The organism is Klebsiella michiganensis (assembly GCF_015139575.1).
GTDB lineage: Bacteria > Pseudomonadota > Gammaproteobacteria > Enterobacterales > Enterobacteriaceae > Klebsiella > Klebsiella michiganensis.
Genome location: NZ_AP022548.1, coordinates 33,392 through 50,035, shown reverse-complemented (window position 1 = coordinate 50,035; position 16,644 = coordinate 33,392). Strand labels below are relative to the sequence as shown.

The window sequence follows — 16,644 nt, the reverse complement described above, 5'->3', positions numbered from 1 at the left end:
AATAATGTTCCAGAATTAATATCTGCAGGCTATGTTAAGTTGTCCCCACACACAATCTACCTGTTTTCTCGTGTGTGCCACAGGCGCAATACATAAATAGTCTGGCCAGTAAGTTCGTAACGGATTTCGTACTCGCCAGCAAAAATCCGTCTGACCTCCCTGGGTTCAAACTGAAATAACTGTTCCCCCATACGTGGATGAGTTAACAGAATGACCGGAGCCTGTGTCAGGGACTGCACCGTTCTGGCGGCCGCAGGTTTACTGGCCAGCACCAGAAAATCATATAACCGCGCCAAATCAGAAAGCGCCTTACTGGTCCACTTCAGTTCCATCAGCGTGGCACCGGTAACGGATTGTCAGTACTGAGGCTGTCCGCCCAGGCCTGTACAGCCTGATGGTCGATAACCTGTCCGGATGTCACATCGTCCAGGGCTTCCAGCGTCAGGCGATTACGCTCCTCCTCCTGGGCAAGCCATGCAGAAAGCGCCTGTTTGATAATCCAGCCCCGGGAGCGTTCCAGTCTGGCGGCCATCTGGTCGACTTTATCAGCCATAGGTAATGGCACATGCGCGGTAATTACTTTTGTTGCCTGTGCGGTATTGTTTTTCATTTGCATATCCGATTAGCTGTTAATCATATTTAATCATAGTGATTACTTTCAGACGAAACAAGGCAAATAATGCGCGTCAGCGCATGTAAGGCGGCACTCCGTTGTTACATATGGCACAGAAACAAAACCGCCGAAGCCCGGCGTCAGCCGGTACTGATTGATAGATTTCACCTTACCCATCCCCATCCTGCTAAGCCATATCCGCTTTCAGCCAAGAAATAGATTCTGTGCGCGGTCGGAGTGGTCCCGACAAGGGTTTACCCGCAGTCGGGGCGTATCTCCGCGTTAGCGGGCCGTCAGGGCCGCTTACGAGCGTGTACTGAGGACTTCCAGCCAGAAGACTGGCAGCGATGACAATGTAGTTACAACATTCATAATTAAAAGCGATGTTGTTCCCGCCCTTCGGGCGGGGGCGGCTTCGCTTTTCAGTTATGAGGGGTGGGCACGGTGCTGCGTTTGTGTGGTGTTTTTTATTCCTGATGTTTTCGCGGTGGTTTCAGAACGGTGAGGTTCGGGGCCCGCGCGTTAGCGTGGGAGGTGCTTTTAGATTCTGAGCGGCGAGGCCTTGGCCGCTGCAAGCGAAGGCCTCTTTGTATTTGTTCACAGTGGTTTCAGAGATAAAGACTTTCCCTGCGGCGAAGCAACGCAGGGGATTAAATAATGGGGTTAGGACTATATTGCAGGTTTGCTGTTTCAGGTTTGCAGCTTTTTAAAGTTCTTTGTTTGCGGATTTATGTGGATAACTGAAACAACGTGGCCATGTTCTGATGACTGATACGTGGTTTTATGGGCAGATATGCCCCTCTGAGGGGATTTAAGGTGATTACTGCAGATTTTGGGCTGAGCGGAATCAGCGCCGAAAGCCCCGGAGGGGCTGGCGATGATTCAGTGCTGAAGGAATGGTGCTGTCTAGTGCGGCGGTGGCGCAGCCAGCGTCAGTTCAAGCTGACGCAACTCCCTGATGGCCAGTCGCTTCAGATGGTCATCGGAACAAAAATAGGCTTCATCCGGCGGCAGACGCTTCCTGAGATACTCTGCCATCTCATGAATCTGCTGGTCGGCAGGCAGTTTCTTCAGACGTCTGGCGCGCTTACTGGCTGCCGCTTTTGCACGACGGTGTTTCAGTGCATCCTGGCTGCGCTGCAGATACCAGCGTTTTCTGGCCGCATGTACGGAGATATCTTCATCCTCACGCAGTACGCCTTCCCGGATGAGTTGCTGGCGGATTTCACTTTCACGCAACCGCTTCTGCTGCTGTTCGTGAAGTTTCACCATGTCGACGCCCAGCATCTGCCAGCCTGCCGGTGTTATCCAGACGTAACGTGGCAGACGCTGGCGGGTTTCACGGTCCCACAGGGTTTCCTCTGAAACACCCAGCACACCAAAACGTACCTGTTCGGCCAGCAAACGGGAAAGGCGGGAGACCGTCACTTCCAGTTCCGGAATAACCTTCCCCTTGCTGTCTTTCGGGCTGATTTCTCTGGCCAGACGGGAAACACTCATGCCTACGGTATGTGTGCCCGCATCACTGAAGCTGACCAGAACCGGCCAGACGGCATCGAGGAGGCGTTGTTTTTCCGGACGGAAAGCATATTTGCGACCGGCATACGTTCGTTTCTGCACGTAAAAAGGATGCAGAGACATGTGCATGCGCAGGCTCTGCTCGCCGGTCACCGGGTCCTTTTTCACCAGACGGTTGTAGGCGTGCCCGAGCTGCCCGCTCAGCGCCTTATAGCGCTCAGGACGATACCAGGACGGATTTTCGCATTTGGGTTTGGTGGAGTGCTCACCACGACGACGCTTCGTGCGCTTCCTTTCCGGTTCAACCAGGAAAGTGGTCGCCCTTCCCGCTTCATAGTCTTCCCAGAAACGGATCTGCTCTTCGGGTGCTAACTGACACCAGTGTACTGCGTTATATGGAGTATTCTTCAGACCTGCCACAAGCTGTCGCTTATGGCGGAGCGATTGTGCCGTGTATTTATACACTGCACAGGGTTGAATCTCTGGTACGGTTTCATTATACTTTACCCGTATTCTGTGAGGCCCCCACTATCTTTCGTCGTTCCGCCAAGTTCGTAAGAAAGATAGTGGGGGTTTTCCTTTTATGGCTTCCGGAACATCTTCAGTCTTCTGACTTACTGCCCGTACATGCCATCTCTCCTGAATGCCTTATGGCGCATTCTGCCGTCCGACTTTCGCCGCTTTGCTCCACAGAGTGCCACCCTCTGCACAGCTAATAACAGCCGAAATATACCCGCTTTACGTTAATTTGAAAAGCATTACAACGATCTCTTCTCTTCCAGTGCCTCCTCACTGATACCTCTAATAAGTTAATCTTGACCTGCGTCAAAAAAATAAAATCTATTTTTAAAAGCAGATTTTTCTGCTTTAGATCCTTCTTTTGGATTAAAAGATCGACTTTTGTCCTGCTCACGATCATTTATCTTACAACCGATCCACCTAACAGAATAATATTCTGTTTTAATGCAATTAAACGATCTAAAAAACCTTTAAAAAATCATTTTGTAGATCATTCGATCGTAAATAGAATAATTCTTAGATGATAAAACCATTTGTTACACAACCCGCCAATTGTGTAACAACAGCCTCTACAAGAGCATATTTGTTCATATGTTCGTCAGAACTGCGGATTGTCTGGACGAGGGTCAGACACCGTTTCGTGCATATGGACCAGCATGTTCGAACGCCACAAAGCAGAAGCATCACGCCTGGATCGCTTCGGCGCGGAGCGTTAAGTTTTGACGCTTTTTTGTATGTTTTTTAAGCTGTTAGTTGACTCGGTGCGTTATACTAAGTACCCTTTACTGGTCACAGGCAAAACTGTGATCGGGCGTAGGAACCCGCGTAGTCATCGTCGGCGCAGAAGTTAATTTCTTCATTTGGCGTCGTTTTTTGCCATACCATAAAGACAGGAACTTGTATTTCTTGTCGTCATCTATGGTAGCTCAGGCGGGGCAGGCATTAGCCTGGCCGGTTTCCGATGACGCCGGTATTCCTACCCCCGTCTGGGCTATCACCAATGAGCGTAGGAACTCAGTGATAGCGTTTTTAGTTGTCATCGGAGACCTTTGCTATGTCACCTCAACTGATACAGAAACTCCCGGCCATCACTCTGTTGGAAGGCATGTTTCCCGAGCTATCAACAAACCAGCTTAAAGTCTGCGTTTTTTACGCAATGGGTGTTCCTTACGACGCCATTGCTCAGAACTGTCGGCTTTCTCCCGAAACGGTACGAACCTACCTGAAGCGAAGCCTGAAGAACTTAAATCTGGAAGGATATGATGCACTTCGCTCTGCTGTGCTGATGCGAACGTTCGTTTTCATGATTAGCAATACAGCTAAAGAAAACGAAAAAATGTGAACAGGTGTCCCCATTAAAGGGGACACTTTCATGGAAATTGCATTTTGCACTTTACAGGCGATCCCAAATTGATAAACATAAACACCAAGCACAAGTTACTTTAATAAAGCAAATCACTTCAGACGGTGTCCCAATTATTTGTATCTGGCTCATGCCCGATATATGGCGACCTTACTCTGAACTGACGTGCTGATGTTTTATTTCGCGTATCACAATACTGTGCCACTGTATTGCTGATATTAGTGCTTAGCCGTTCTTTATCTGTGAGTTCGCCAAATCACCGATACAGAACGTACTAGAGTCTGCTGGTTATATGCCTGTCAGAACTGCAGTTTATCCAGATATGGGCTGGACACTGCTTCAGACATATGATTTAGCATATTCGCCTGACATCGCAAAATCGTCCATCATGGATCGGTTTTGCGCGGAGCGTTGAACTTCGTGAATATAGAACACCTGAATAACCGGAACTGGTATCTTGCGCAATATAATACAGCCGGCAAAAACAGAGAATCTTTATTCTCATGGCTGAATGAGCAAAACGTCGTACCATGGACTCCATTAATAACAAGAAAGATAAGACGGGCAGACTCCAGGTGCTGTTACCGTGAAAGAATATTCGCTATTTTTCCAGGGTACTTTTTTATTCTGGCTAATTTTGACATTCAACCAGTATCGGCATTACGTCGCCATAGCGCCTTCATTGATTTCGTGAAGTTTGGCGGTGAAATAAAACCCGTCAATAAAGATATTGTTGATGGATTAATGAAGATTTACCCGGACCCTGTGCTAAATCCGGGAGCCAGGGAAGAGCTGAATGCGGCTTCCAGCATATGGCTGACAAAAGCACAATATCAGTATCTCCTCAGAATGGAAAATACTCTCCAGCCTGAGTCGAGGATATCCCTGCTCCTGGAACTGGTATCAAATGCCGAACATCACGGCTTTATGGAGCGCCTTGTAAACATCCCATAGCCAGTATTTCCCGGCCTTCGGGCCGGGCTTTTTTCAATTCAAGAGAATATTCCGGAGTGAAGCCTGCACGAAGCCATCCCCACCATGGACTCCCCCTGTCTTTTGATGGAACCGTGTATTTCTTAATGGCGAAAGAAATAAAAGGCTTCACCCCAGAGTATTGATTCGTTTTATCAAAGGCCGGCCCGTGCCATCACGTGTGGCGGAGAGAACGGATACCGGTCTTCTTTTCATCTCACAGTAGGACATTCGCATGACCACGACAGAACATCCCGTGCGCCAGTTGCTCTGGTGTGCACTGAATGCCCTGAAAACGGCACAGGAAAACCACAATATAACCAGTGAAACCGGATTACGGCATTACCTGCTTGAATGGCTTTCTGGTGCCAGCAGACATCCTGAGTTCCGTAGTCTCCCTGGCGAAATCATGGCGTTAAAAGCATTGACCGAAAAAGATCGCAATATTCCCATCATCGGAACGCTGAATACGCTCTTTCTCAGCTCTGCCACTGTCGGGGAATGTCCGTTGTTTCGTTTTCGGGCTGCGCTGGGTAAATTACAGAAAGCAGGCTGGCGCACTTATGTCTGCCCATGGCCTGAGAGGGTGTTCAATGAATCCATTGAACGGGCCTGTTCCGGGAAACGCCATCTGCTACAACTAAGTCGCACCGAAGAGTGTTTTCTACCGACAGGCGATATGAGGGCACCAGTTACGTTGCAGCTGATCACTCCACTACACCGCAAAACTATGCAGCTTCTGGAAACGGCAGAGTTAATATTCTCCGACGAAGGATTTCAGGTGGTGAGAGGATACGAACATCAATTCGGGATCGAACGCAGAGAAACCCTCTTTCACACCCTATTTATCGGGCTGCCCAGCTTGCCAGAAGATGTCTGGGGTGCAACACAGGAGCAGACGACTATCACATTACACTGAGGATGTGTAATCCCCGGCATACCCCGTTTCCAGTCTTCGCAGCCTGTACCGCCCTTCCTGCCGTTTCCGACATTCTTTCTGTCACTACTCGCTTGTGCCGTTTTTTCGCAACCGGTACGTGCAGTTATGACGGTACAGCTGCTTCTTTTCCCGTTCCGGAAGGAGTCTTTGATGCCACAGCAACATCCCGGACGACTGCAAATACTGGTCGTCGACGCACACTGCAAACGCAGGCTGTTTTCAACGAAAACACCGACAGACCCCGATGAGCTTGCCCGACGTTTCTGCACGCCGGATAACTGTCTCGTGGTGGTACTACGCGACAACCGATTTCTGTTCCGACTGGAGCGTGCTCCCGGCAGCCACTGCCGCTGGCACAAGGGCAGCAGCTCCCGCCATCAGCATCTACAGGACTGGCTATCATGAACGCAACCGAAGCAAAATGTTTATTCAATGGTGTGTGATGATCAGGAACTGCATTTTTTTGTTCCAAAGAATTAAACAGTTAATCCTCCTTAGTCTGTTATTTTAGTCGCCTGCCTCAGCCAACATGAAAAATAATAACGTACCATTATATCTCTGGTTGCTTTGGTGTACGCTTTGTCTGTACATCACTACCCTAGACTGGCCCCCTGAATCTCCAGACAACCAATATCACTTAAATAAGTGATAGTCTTAATACTAGTTTTTAGACTAGTCATTGGAGAGCAGATGATTGATGTCTTAGGACCGGAGAAACGCAGACGGCGTACTACACAGGAAAAGATCGCTATTGTTCAGCAGAGTTTTGAACCGGGAATGACGGTCTCCCTTGTTGCCCGGCAACACGGTGTGGCAGCCAGCCAGTTATTTCTCTGGCGCAAGCAATACCAGGAGGGAAGTCTTACTGCTGTGGCCGCAGGAGAGCAGGTCGTTCCTGCCTCTGAACTTGCTGCTGCCATGAAGCAGATTAAAGAACTCCAGCGCCTGCTCGGCAAAAAAACGATGGAAAATGAACTCCTTAAAGAAGCCGTTGAATACGGGCGTGCAAAAAAGTGGATAGCGCACGCGCCCTTATTGCCCGGGGATGGGGAGTAAGCTTAGTCAGCCGTTGTCTCCGGGTGTCGCGTGCGCAGTTGCACGTAATTCTCAGACGAACCGATGACTGGAAAGATGGTCGCCGCAGCCGTCACTCAGATGATACGGATGTGCTTCTCCGTATACACCATGTTATCGGAGAGCTGCCCACGTATGGTTATCGTCGGGTATGGGCGCTGCTTCGCAGACAGGCCGAACTTGATGGTATGCCTGCGATCAATGCCAAACGTGTTTACCGGATCATGCGCCAGAATGCGCTGTTGCTTGAGCGAAAAACCGCTGTACCGCCATCGAAACGGGCACATACTGGCAAAGTGGCCGTGAAAGAAAGCAATCAACGATGGTGCTCTGACGGGTTCGAGTTCCGCTGTGATAACGGAGAAAAACTGCGAGTCACGTTCGCGCTGGACTGCTGTGACCGTGAGGCACTGCACTGGGCAGTCACTACGGGCGGCTTCGACAGTGAAACAGTACAGGACGTAATGCTGGGAGCGGTGGAACGCCGCTTCGGCAACGAGCTTCCGGCGTCTCCAGTAGAGTGGCTGACGGATAATGGTTCATGCTACCGGGCTAATGAAACACGGCAGTTTGCCCGGATGTTGGGGCTTGAACCGAAGAACACGGCGGTGCGGAGTCCGGAGAGTAACGGCATAGCAGAGAGCTTCGTGAAAACGATAAAGCGTGACTACATCAGTATCATGCCTAAACCAGACGGGTTAACGGCAGCAAAGAACCTTGCAGAGGCGTTCGAGCATTATAACGAATGGCATCCGCATAGTGCACTGGGTTATCGCTCGCCACGGGAATATCTGCGGCAGCAGGCCAGTAATGGGTTAAGTGATAACAGGTGTCTGGAAATATAGGGGCAAATCCATACCCCATGGCAATACTTACGTTATCCATACACTGACAACTTATCATTGCCTTATATGTTATATTTCTGTGTGGTGGTTGTGATTTGCATTTTCCCACTACTTTTCAGATGTGTACTTCTTATTGTAAGGTCTGCATCTAAATACGACTTCACATTCTTTGTGAAGAAGAAAAAGGGAAGCAAGAAATCAACTATACATCTTAGCCCCTATGCTGACACACGTTGCCCGAAGTCAATGAGGAAACACTGGGATGTATTGCTTTCTCTGATATCAAAAGCAATTAATAATGATGAAATCATTGTCATGCATTCACATCTCTTTACTCCAGCAAGAATAAATAAACTTATAAAGAGACTGAAATCTTATGATTTGAGTTTTTCAGTTATTACATACCCACGGAAAACAAGTCTGTACGAAAAATTATCAATTCCTTTTATATATCTCTTATTTCAGTGGTCTTTCCCGCATTTGCATTCGGACGGAATGACAGTCGTCATTCGTCCTCTCCAGCCGCCTCACATCAATTAACAAACTCGTATATACGAACACGGAGTCTCCGTTATGAAAAAAAACTGTCTGACACTTATACTGCCGTCATTATTGTCCGGCTGTGCCGGAATTTCCGGCGGCAATAACGTGGCACCATCAGATACGCCTGCTCTGGTTTTTGTTGACGGACAAATCAGTGAGAGTGCTGGCGTCCTGGCACTTACGCAACAACGACTTTCTCCACCTAAAATAACTCCGCCCCCGAGAGTCAGCGTGCCAGAGACAGTAAAAACAGCACAGCCAGTAAGCGAATCCCGACCGTTACCTTCACCAACAATAAGTCAGAATTTCTCCCGGTTAATCATTACAGGCAAGCCTGGTAGCGCCCCTGTAACACTATCGCCGACGGCCCGTAACCGGACCGTCAGTCAGTGGATAAAAACATTACTACCGGAAGGATGGAAATTCAGACAAGAGAATGCAGCCACGCCCAAACTGAATACCAAACTGGTTTCATGGTCTGCCAATGATCAGTGGACCCGTTCTCTGAACCGGTTGCTGGAAGAACAACACCTCTGGGGCCATCTGGACTGGGATAATAAAACGTTGACCGTCACAACATCGGCTACTGCACCGGCACAGGACACGGCAACCACTATCTCGCCAGCAGCCATGGTAACCACATCCACTTCCCCGGAGTCTTCAACGACAGCAAATAGCCAGAACAAACCACGAAACCCATTCAGGGGAAACAGCGTATCTCCGTCTACGCCCGCTGCAATCCCGACTCCGACCGGCTCCACAGTCAAGTCTATCCCACTCATGACCGGGACACCTGTCAAACCGGTATCTCAGGGTAAAGAGTGGCGTGCGCCGGCAGGCACTACATTAAGGGAAAACATTATTAAGTGGGCAGAAGAAACAAAATGCGAAAGCATGGCATCAACGCACTGGATGGTCATATGGCCACTTTCTGTAACCGATTACCGTCTTGATGCGCCTTTGATGTTCCGGGGATCATTTGAATCAGCCATGGAGCAGGTATTTGAGTTATATCGGACCGCGCAAAAACCTTTATACGCACAGGCCTCCCGCATGCAGTGCATCATTACAGTTTCTGATACAAGGGATGGTCGCTAATGGGATGGCTGGTCATGGCCGTCGGCCTGACCATTCTGATTATCACTGGAAGCTACCAGAATCAGCAGATGTCTGAAACCACGAACGCCCAGCAATATGCAAGTGCGTCTGTATGGGCAAGTCAGATACTAATGATTGCTAACAGAATCAATGATATCAGATACGTATCAGGCCAGCAGGACGGAGTAATTTCTTCAGATAAACTGGCTCTCCCTGTCACTCCGGACTCCCGAATTAAACATCAGTTACAACAGGGACGTCTGTGGGTATGGATGCCTGAACAACCAGGACTTGTTGAAACTTTGCGTTCAAAAAGTCGTGGTTCTGCACTAATAGGGATCTTCCAAAACGGGCAACTCACCTGGCTATCAGGAACTGCAACCGGTCTGACACCCCCGGCAGGCATTACTGCTGGTTCTGTCGTCTACGTTAACTAATCTGGATATATTCATGAAAAAATCACACCAGCGTTCAATGAAGCTGGCGGTGCTCCCCTGCATGATCGCCGTCGCTCTTTCCATCTCCGGATGTACTTTCAGCGAAATCAATAAAATGCAGAAAAAAGCACAGGAGGACTCAGCACACGCACGGGAAAAGGTATCAGCCCTTTCTGCCCGCAAATCACAGGCTCTTACCTGGCTCGATAATCAATGGATAAACCCTGTTCCGGTCGCTCAGGTATCAAGAGAGAAAAAACAAACAGCTCCGGCCTGCTACATCACGCAGGCAAGAAAAGGAGAGATCACTCTACAGGAACTGGGGCAACGTATTACTGCCGTATGCGGCATCCCCGTAATCATCACCCCTGACGCAGCCAATTCAACTCTTGAAGGAGGCGCTACCCGCCAGATGACTGGGACACTACCAGCACCTGATGAAAATGGTCGTCTGCCGTTAAGCAGCCTGGGCAGCACAACAATGACTACCTCCACTCAGCCATTAACGCTGAATAACCTCATGTGGCAGGGAGATATCAATGGTCTTCTGGATTTGATGGCCAGCCGAAGCGGTCTGTACTGGCGCATGGATAATGGTCGGATTGTATTCTATCTGACTGAAACCAGAACGTATCCACTTCATATGCTGAACACCAAAACCAGCAGCAGTTCCAGCGTCAGCTCTGGCTCAACAAGCACAATGGGGGCAACAGGAGGCCAGGATAACTCAGCATCCGGTGATGCTACGTCCTCTCAGAGCACAACCGTCGGTCAGGAATACGACCTGTATGAAGACATCCGGAAAACTATTGAAGCGATGCTGACACCAGAAAAAGGCCGTTACTGGTTATCTGCATCGAGCTCAACGCTAACAGTCACTGATACTCCTGCTGTCCAGGAAGCCGTCGCACGATATGTGGACGAACAAAACAGTATTATGAACCGCCAGGTAGCCCTGAACGTACAGGTTCTGAGCGTCAGCAATACCAGAAACGAGCAGTTCGGTCTGGACTGGAACCTTGTTTACAAATCGCTACATTCCGCCGGAGCAACGTTGAACAATGCAAGCGGAGATTTTACAGGCGCTACATCTGCAGGCGTATCAATTCTGGATACGGCAACAGGGAATGCCGCCAAATTCAGCGGTTCCAGCCTTCTGATTAAAGCACTGAGTGAGCAAGGCGATGTCAGCGTTGTAACTTCACAAGAAAGCACGGTCACAAACCTGACGCCGGTACCTATCCAGATGGCAGATCAGACAGTTTACGTCGCCCAGTCAGCAACAACTACGACTACGGATGTAGGAGCAACAACAACATTAACACCGGGCATGATCACCACTGGATTCAATATGACCCTGCTGCCTTTAATTCAGAAAACAGGCAATCTCCAGTTGCAGATGAACTTTAATCTGTCTGATCCCCCAACTATCCGTAGCTTTACGTCAAAAGACGGAAACAGTTACATCGAAATGCCATATACCAAACTGCGTTCACTGAGCCAGAAGGTCAATCTGAAAGAAGGGCAATCACTTGTCGTTACTGGTTTCGATCAGAACAATACGACGACAAGTAAAGCCGGTACGTTTACGCCAGCAAATCCATTATTTGGTGGTTCACAAACCGGGAAAAATGAACGCAGCACGCTTGTGATCATCATTACCCCGACTTTCCCGTCAGGAGGCAATAATGGCTGATGAAGATATCAACCCGGTAGTGCTTCTCGCAGATCCTAAAGTAAATCATCGCGTGTGGGCTGCCTGTCTTAAATGGACTCCTGTCGTAAAAAAACAGCGCGTCCCCTCACATCATAAACACAAGTCTCATGTAAAACCCAGACGGCTTACCTCCCTGAAAGTGACTGTAGGCAGCAGAAATTCCCGTGGAGAGATCAGCCGCCTTACCGGCACAGGAATACTGACCAGGCCAGAACGCAATCATTATTTTTCCCTGGCACTGGCTTTCTGCTCATGGGTCAGAAATGGATACGGTGTCTTCCGGTACAGCGATAAGGAGCTCTTATTCCTTGCTTCCATTAATGGCCAGCCTGCCGTTATGGCTGACTTATCAGGAAATGATGCCGACGTTGCCCAAAAGGTCAGCCTTTTTCTGGCGATGAACGAAGAGCCCCCCGAAAAATGGCAGGTTGTATCGTCTCTGGAACATCCTGATAACTGGGAAAGTATTATTACCCGGTTATCATCAGCAGACCTCCGCCGTTGCAAACTTACTGTCGGCAATCGCAGCAAATTCACACTTCCTGCCGTACTGTTTTTAGTAGCAGCCGGCGCAGGCACAGTATTCTGGATGACTCAGCCAGAGCCTGATGTAGGACCGACCGCCGAGGAGATAGCTGCACGGGCAAGATTACAGTTTAAAAAGCCCGAACCACCACCGGAGCTCCCGCATCCATGGGCGTCACAACCTGTAATCAGTGATTTTCTGAAAGCCTGCGCGGACCTTCGAAAACCATCACCGGTCGCGCTAGAAGGCTGGAAACTTACCGGTGGAACATGTACTCCCGAGACATTCACACTGATTTACGAACGACAGCCAGGAGGAACTATTGAAGGCTTTCTGGCAAGAAGCAAAGAAATCTTTAATGTTATTCCTGACTTTAACCTTAAAGATGGTGCACGCCTGGCTTCTGTAACCCGGCCACTGCCTTCCCTGCCCCGCAGGGATGAGGCAGTCCCTGCCCCCTCAGAACAACTGATGCGGGTGTTCACGTGGTTTCAGAAAAAACAGTTAACGCCGGCCATTAATGAAATAGCCATACAGGAACCATTACCAGGTAACGATGGTGAACCAGCCCCTGTTCAGAAATGGAAAGAATATCAGTTCAGTTTATCAACGCCTGTAAATCCTGATGAGTTGTTCCCTTTATTTCAGGATACCGGCGTTCGTCTGAGCAATATCCATTTTGAATTAAACGGCGGTACTTTCAGTTATTCCTCAGAAGGTCATATATATGCGTCCAGGTAAATTACTCATTATTCCATCCATATTTTTCTTCTCTGGTTTTTCATTTGCAACAACACAACCTCTTGTCACAATAGGAGAACTTGAAGCACAACAAAACCGGAATATTCTTTTACAGGCAAAAGTTCAGGGCGCACAGCTACAGAAACAACTCGAAGAATCAGATGTTAATCTGTCATCAGAAACTGTTTCAGGTTTCTCTGGTGTGACTGCCTCCTTGCCATCAGTTTCAGAGCAGCCGACATCTAAAAACAGAAAGGAATTGCCCGTTATTATGGAAATAAACGGCAAAGATAAACGTCTTCATGCCGTTCTTCGCATGGCTGATGGACGTCAGACAAGCGTCACCACTGGTAGCCAGCTTCCGGGTACATCCGTCACGGTGAAGTCGATCTCATTGTCTGGCGTCACGTTAAGTGATGGCACCACCCTTACTTTCTGAGTGATGTGATATGGACAAATATAATCTGAAGGATGCTCTCCTTTTTATATCCCGGGGAGACACCCATGAAATTCTCATCGAAACAAATCAGCGAACAAGACCTGACGTACAGAGTAATCTCCAGGAACTGCTAAAGTTATACCCTGACATCACCCCAAAAGTAGTCTCGCTGTCTGAGTTACAGGAAGCCGGTCAGGATGATGAAAATAAAGGTCCGAAAGAACGGATTATTCATCTGAAAGATCTTGCAGATGTCAGTGAAAGTGAGAAGAAAGTTCTCTCCTATTTTGAAACGGCCAGAAAACTTGGTGCTTCGGATATTCATTTTTTAATTTCAGAGTCTATTTTCAAAGTTCGCATGAGAATATTCGGTGAACTGCAGACTGTAGATGAAGATCAACCTGCATTGGGTTATTCACTTTGCGCAACAGCCATTCTGTCAATGGCTGATGTCACTGAAACCAGTTTCTTCCCTCAAAGGGAACAGGATGCACGCCTGTCCCCACAATTAATGCGAAAAATAGGAATATTTGGTGCACGATACAGTCACAGACCTACGGGAGATGGTCTGATTGCGGTTATGCGCCTGATACCCGATGACGGAGACAAAGTTCCCACGTTTAAGCAACTGGGCTTTATACCGGAGCAAATCCGGTTGCTGAACGTCATGCTGCGCCGCCCGGAAGGGAAAATTGTTCTGTCTGGTCCAACAGGTTCGGGTAAATCAACAACGTTACGCAGTGCCTGCCGTGTATATCTTGACGATAATCAGGGGCGACACCTGCTGACGATCGAAGATCCGCTGGAAGGACAGATACTGGGGGCAACACAAACCCCGATTATCTGTGACAAATCCGACGAAGAGGCCGTCAAACTGGCATGGAGTCGTGCTATTTCATCGGCAATGCGACTTGACCCCGATGCCATCATGGAAGGGGAAATGCGCGATCTTGTCTCGATGATGTCAACCACCTACGCGGCTCAGACCGGTCACATCGTTCTGACGACATTACATACAAACTCAGCTCTGGGTATACCGGAGCGAATGATTACGATGGGTATGAATGCCGATCTTATTTGTGATGCGCAATTACTGATTGGGATGATAAGCCAGCGCCTTGTACCAACGCTGTGTCCCTCCTGCCGTATTCCATGGGAAAAGCGAGTACCTGAACTTAGCGAAGACGACCGCGCTTACCTTGAGCGGCACTGCAATAAAGATTCACTCTGCAGTACAGATAATATCTGGTTCCGAAATCCTCACGGATGCTCCGACTGTAATCACGACGTAATTATTAACGGCAGAAAGCGCGGTGAAATAGGTAAAGGCCTCACCGGCAGGACCGTAATTGCTGAAGTGATAGAACCTGATAATCGCTTATTTCAGATTCTGAAAACACGCGGCAAAGTTGCAGCACGTAAATACTGGCTTGAAAACATGCATGGCATCAGTCGTGTGGAGCATCTGCTTCGCCGTATCAATGAAGGCCTGGTGGACCCTCTTGAAGCCGACAGAATCATCCCTCTGGACGAAGACGAACGCCTCAGCATCGATGATGCCTAACAGGAGAACAACATGCGTGAAATGAATTTCAGTCAACGGCTGAGACGTTTCATTGTCAGAAAAACGTTCAGCGCCCCCTACAGGGTGCAGTTTTACGAAGCTCTGCGTTTTCTGCTGGAAAATAAACAGCCATTAAAGACCGCACTGGAACAGATGCGGGATGCCTGGACAGACTTTGGACGAAAATGGCACCCCTTTGCTGAACTGGCCACAGACTGTATTGAGTCTCTTCGTGAAAACAGTGGCGAAAACTCTCTGGAATATACTCTTGGTTTATGGGTTCCCCAGGAAGAGGCTGCAGTAATCAGTGCCGGAATAAGAAGTGGTTCCATTGTGGATGCATTACAATTTGCCACCACGCTTACAGATGCCAAAAAGCAACTCCATCAGGCCATATGGCAAATGGCTATTTACCCGGTGGGATTGTTAATCATGATGACGGGGACATTATATGTTCTTAATACAGAGCTAATACCTGTACTGAGCAAAATAAGCTCCCCTGATTCATGGAGTGGTGCTCTTGGTTTTCTCTATGGATTATCTTTGTTTGTCGATAATTACGGCGCTATATGTGCCGTTCTTTTTGCAGTGGTCACAGGTGTAATATCATGGTCTCTGAAAAACTGGAAAAGCCGCTCTTTGGCTGACAATATAATGCCATGGAGTATTTATAAGGATATACAGGGGGCAGCATTCCTCCTGAATATGGCTGCACTTCTGAAAGCCAAAATGACAACGCTCAACTCACTGAACGTTCTTCAGGAATTTGCATCACCATGGTTAAGTACACGCCTTGACAGCATTATTTACCGCGTCCGCCAGGGGGATCACCTTGGGCTGGCTTTACGACAGTGCGGTTATCATTTCCCTTCCAGGGAGTCTGCCAACTTTCTGTCTTTATTACAGGGAGATGGTGCAACGGAGCTAATCGGCAATTATGGCCAACGGTGGCTTGTACAAACGCTGGAGCGTGTAAAAAAACGAGCAGCTGTTGTGCGTTTAATTATGCTGATATTTCTTGTCATGTCACTCCTGTTACTGGTCATGGCCGTTGTAGACATTCAGTCTATTGGCGACAACAGTATGGGTAGTATTTAAATAAAACGAGGTATTTATGTTAATTCAAAATATTAATGCTAACGTTCTGAAGAAAAATGAGAAAGAAACGTCTCATGACAAAGGCTGGGGTATTATGGAACAGGGTGCAATAGCACTTGTTGTAATTATCGTACTTGCCCTTGTTTTTGGTGGATTGTATATGTTGCGTTCACGAACCGGTGTGGCAAATGAAAGTTCGAACATACAGACAATCATCACAAGTACTCAGGGGCTGCTAAAAGGTAGCGATGGATATACGTTTACCAGTGGAGCCAAAATGACGGGTGCTCTCATTCAGATGGGTGGCGTACCCAAGACCATGACAGTGCGTGGTACTCCATCATCAGGTACAGCAACGCTCTATAACTCATGGGGCGGTGCCGTAACTGTTGCTCCGGCTTCAACATCAGGTTTCAACAATGGTTTTACCGTCACCTATGAAAAAGTCCCACAGGATGCCTGTATCCAGATTGCCACACAAATCAGTCGTACTGGTTTAACTAACGGTATTACCCTGAACAGTACGGCTCACAGTGATGGAAAAGTCACTACTGAAGAAGCCAGTGCGCAATGCACAGCTGATAATGGCAGCACCGGTACAAACAAACTAATCTTCACCATCAATGGCTAAGGAGTT

General features: G+C 48.4%; 18 protein-coding genes. 15 read left to right on the top strand and 3 right to left on the bottom strand.

The features are described from left to right. Nucleotides 1–56 precede the first annotated feature (56 nt). The 3 genes from JLG71_RS27970 to repA all read right to left on the bottom strand — a co-directional run bounded on the left by JLG71_RS27970 (nt 57) and on the right by repA (nt 2,551). A complete protein-coding gene (locus JLG71_RS27970; RefSeq protein WP_000421259.1) occupies nt 57–332 on the bottom strand; it encodes a type II toxin-antitoxin system RelE/ParE family toxin in 276 nt (91 codons plus the stop codon). Next, on the bottom strand, nt 332–616 hold the full coding sequence (locus JLG71_RS27965; protein ID WP_001178087.1) for a CopG family ribbon-helix-helix protein: 285 nt from the start codon (nt 614–616) through the stop codon (nt 332–334). The genes JLG71_RS27970 and JLG71_RS27965 overlap by 1 nt, the downstream gene beginning before the upstream one ends. A 903-nt stretch (nt 617–1,519) precedes the next feature. Next, complete coding sequence (gene repA, locus JLG71_RS27960) at nt 1,520–2,551, bottom strand: plasmid replication initiator RepA (protein WP_000907852.1); 1,032 nt, start codon at nt 2,549–2,551, stop codon at nt 1,520–1,522. 972 nt (nt 2,552–3,523) lie between these two features. On the opposite strand from repA, the gene JLG71_RS28670 reads away from it, so the two are divergent. The 15 genes from JLG71_RS28670 (at nt 3,524) to JLG71_RS27890 (ending at nt 16,638) form a co-directional block, all read left to right on the top strand. Further along, nucleotides 3,524–3,787, top strand: a complete 264-nt coding sequence (locus JLG71_RS28670) for an ash family protein (protein WP_001324596.1) — start codon at nt 3,524–3,526, stop codon at nt 3,785–3,787. Then, the gene (locus JLG71_RS27950; RefSeq protein WP_000074849.1) at nt 3,705–3,992 is read left to right on the top strand and encodes a helix-turn-helix transcriptional regulator; all 288 of its coding nucleotides are present in this window, start codon (nt 3,705–3,707) and stop codon (nt 3,990–3,992) included. The genes JLG71_RS28670 and JLG71_RS27950 overlap by 83 nt, the downstream gene beginning before the upstream one ends. Nucleotides 3,993–4,433: 441 nt before the next feature. Continuing rightward, nucleotides 4,434–4,967 (top strand): transcription termination/antitermination NusG family protein, encoded by a 534-nt coding sequence (locus JLG71_RS27945; RefSeq protein ID WP_001372168.1) that lies wholly within the window; start codon nt 4,434–4,436, stop codon nt 4,965–4,967. A gap of 253 nt (nt 4,968–5,220) precedes the next feature. Beyond that, nucleotides 5,221–5,904 carry a conjugal transfer protein TraC gene (locus JLG71_RS27940; RefSeq protein WP_000213859.1) on the top strand — a complete coding sequence of 228 codons (684 nt, stop codon included), beginning with the start codon at nt 5,221–5,223 and terminating at the stop codon, nt 5,902–5,904. A 171-nt stretch (nt 5,905–6,075) separates the two neighbouring features. Next, complete coding sequence (locus JLG71_RS27935) at nt 6,076–6,330, top strand: PilI type IV pilus biogenesis protein (protein ID WP_001136187.1); 255 nt, start codon at nt 6,076–6,078, stop codon at nt 6,328–6,330. 285 nt (nt 6,331–6,615) lie between these two features. After that, nucleotides 6,616–7,844, top strand: a protein-coding gene (locus JLG71_RS27930; RefSeq protein ID WP_089541817.1) for an IS3 family transposase whose coding sequence is annotated in 2 segments (ribosomal slippage) — nt 6,616–6,931 and nt 6,931–7,844 — 1,230 coding nt in all. Because the reading frame shifts where the segments join, the coding sequence is not laid out codon by codon here. Nucleotides 7,845–7,850: 6 nt separating this feature from the next. Further along, nucleotides 7,851–8,384, top strand: coding sequence for a pili assembly chaperone (locus JLG71_RS28575; RefSeq protein ID WP_320108976.1), 534 nt, complete (start codon nt 7,851–7,853; stop codon nt 8,382–8,384). Nucleotides 8,385–8,417: 33 nt separating this feature from the next. After that, nucleotides 8,418–9,485, top strand: a complete 1,068-nt coding sequence (pilL, locus tag JLG71_RS27925) for a type IV pilus biogenesis lipoprotein PilL (protein ID WP_021513968.1) — start codon at nt 8,418–8,420, stop codon at nt 9,483–9,485. Beyond that, a complete protein-coding gene (pilM, locus tag JLG71_RS27920; protein ID WP_000539811.1) occupies nt 9,485–9,922 on the top strand; it encodes a type IV pilus biogenesis protein PilM in 438 nt (145 codons plus the stop codon). Before pilL ends, pilM begins: the two co-directional genes overlap by 1 nt. Before the next feature lie 13 nt (nt 9,923–9,935). Further along, a complete protein-coding gene (gene pilN, locus JLG71_RS27915; protein WP_000748143.1) occupies nt 9,936–11,618 on the top strand; it encodes a PilN family type IVB pilus formation outer membrane protein in 1,683 nt (560 codons plus the stop codon). Continuing rightward, nucleotides 11,611–12,906 carry a type 4b pilus protein PilO2 gene (gene pilO2, locus JLG71_RS27910; RefSeq protein WP_000752776.1) on the top strand — a complete coding sequence of 432 codons (1,296 nt, stop codon included), beginning with the start codon at nt 11,611–11,613 and terminating at the stop codon, nt 12,904–12,906. The genes pilN and pilO2 overlap by 8 nt, the downstream gene beginning before the upstream one ends. Continuing rightward, on the top strand, nt 12,893–13,345 hold the full coding sequence (pilP, locus tag JLG71_RS27905) for a type IV pilus biogenesis protein PilP (RefSeq protein WP_001247333.1): 453 nt from the start codon (nt 12,893–12,895) through the stop codon (nt 13,343–13,345). The genes pilO2 and pilP overlap by 14 nt, the downstream gene beginning before the upstream one ends. A gap of 10 nt (nt 13,346–13,355) precedes the next feature. Continuing rightward, complete coding sequence (locus tag JLG71_RS27900; protein WP_000362204.1) at nt 13,356–14,909, top strand: GspE/PulE family protein; 1,554 nt, start codon at nt 13,356–13,358, stop codon at nt 14,907–14,909. A 12-nt stretch (nt 14,910–14,921) separates the two neighbouring features. After that, on the top strand, nt 14,922–16,007 hold the full coding sequence (locus JLG71_RS27895) for a type II secretion system F family protein (protein WP_001208803.1): 1,086 nt from the start codon (nt 14,922–14,924) through the stop codon (nt 16,005–16,007). Nucleotides 16,008–16,023: 16 nt separating this feature from the next. Continuing rightward, on the top strand, nt 16,024–16,638 hold the full coding sequence (locus JLG71_RS27890; protein WP_000908228.1) for a type 4 pilus major pilin: 615 nt from the start codon (nt 16,024–16,026) through the stop codon (nt 16,636–16,638). The last annotated feature ends 6 nt before the right edge of the window (nt 16,639–16,644 follow it).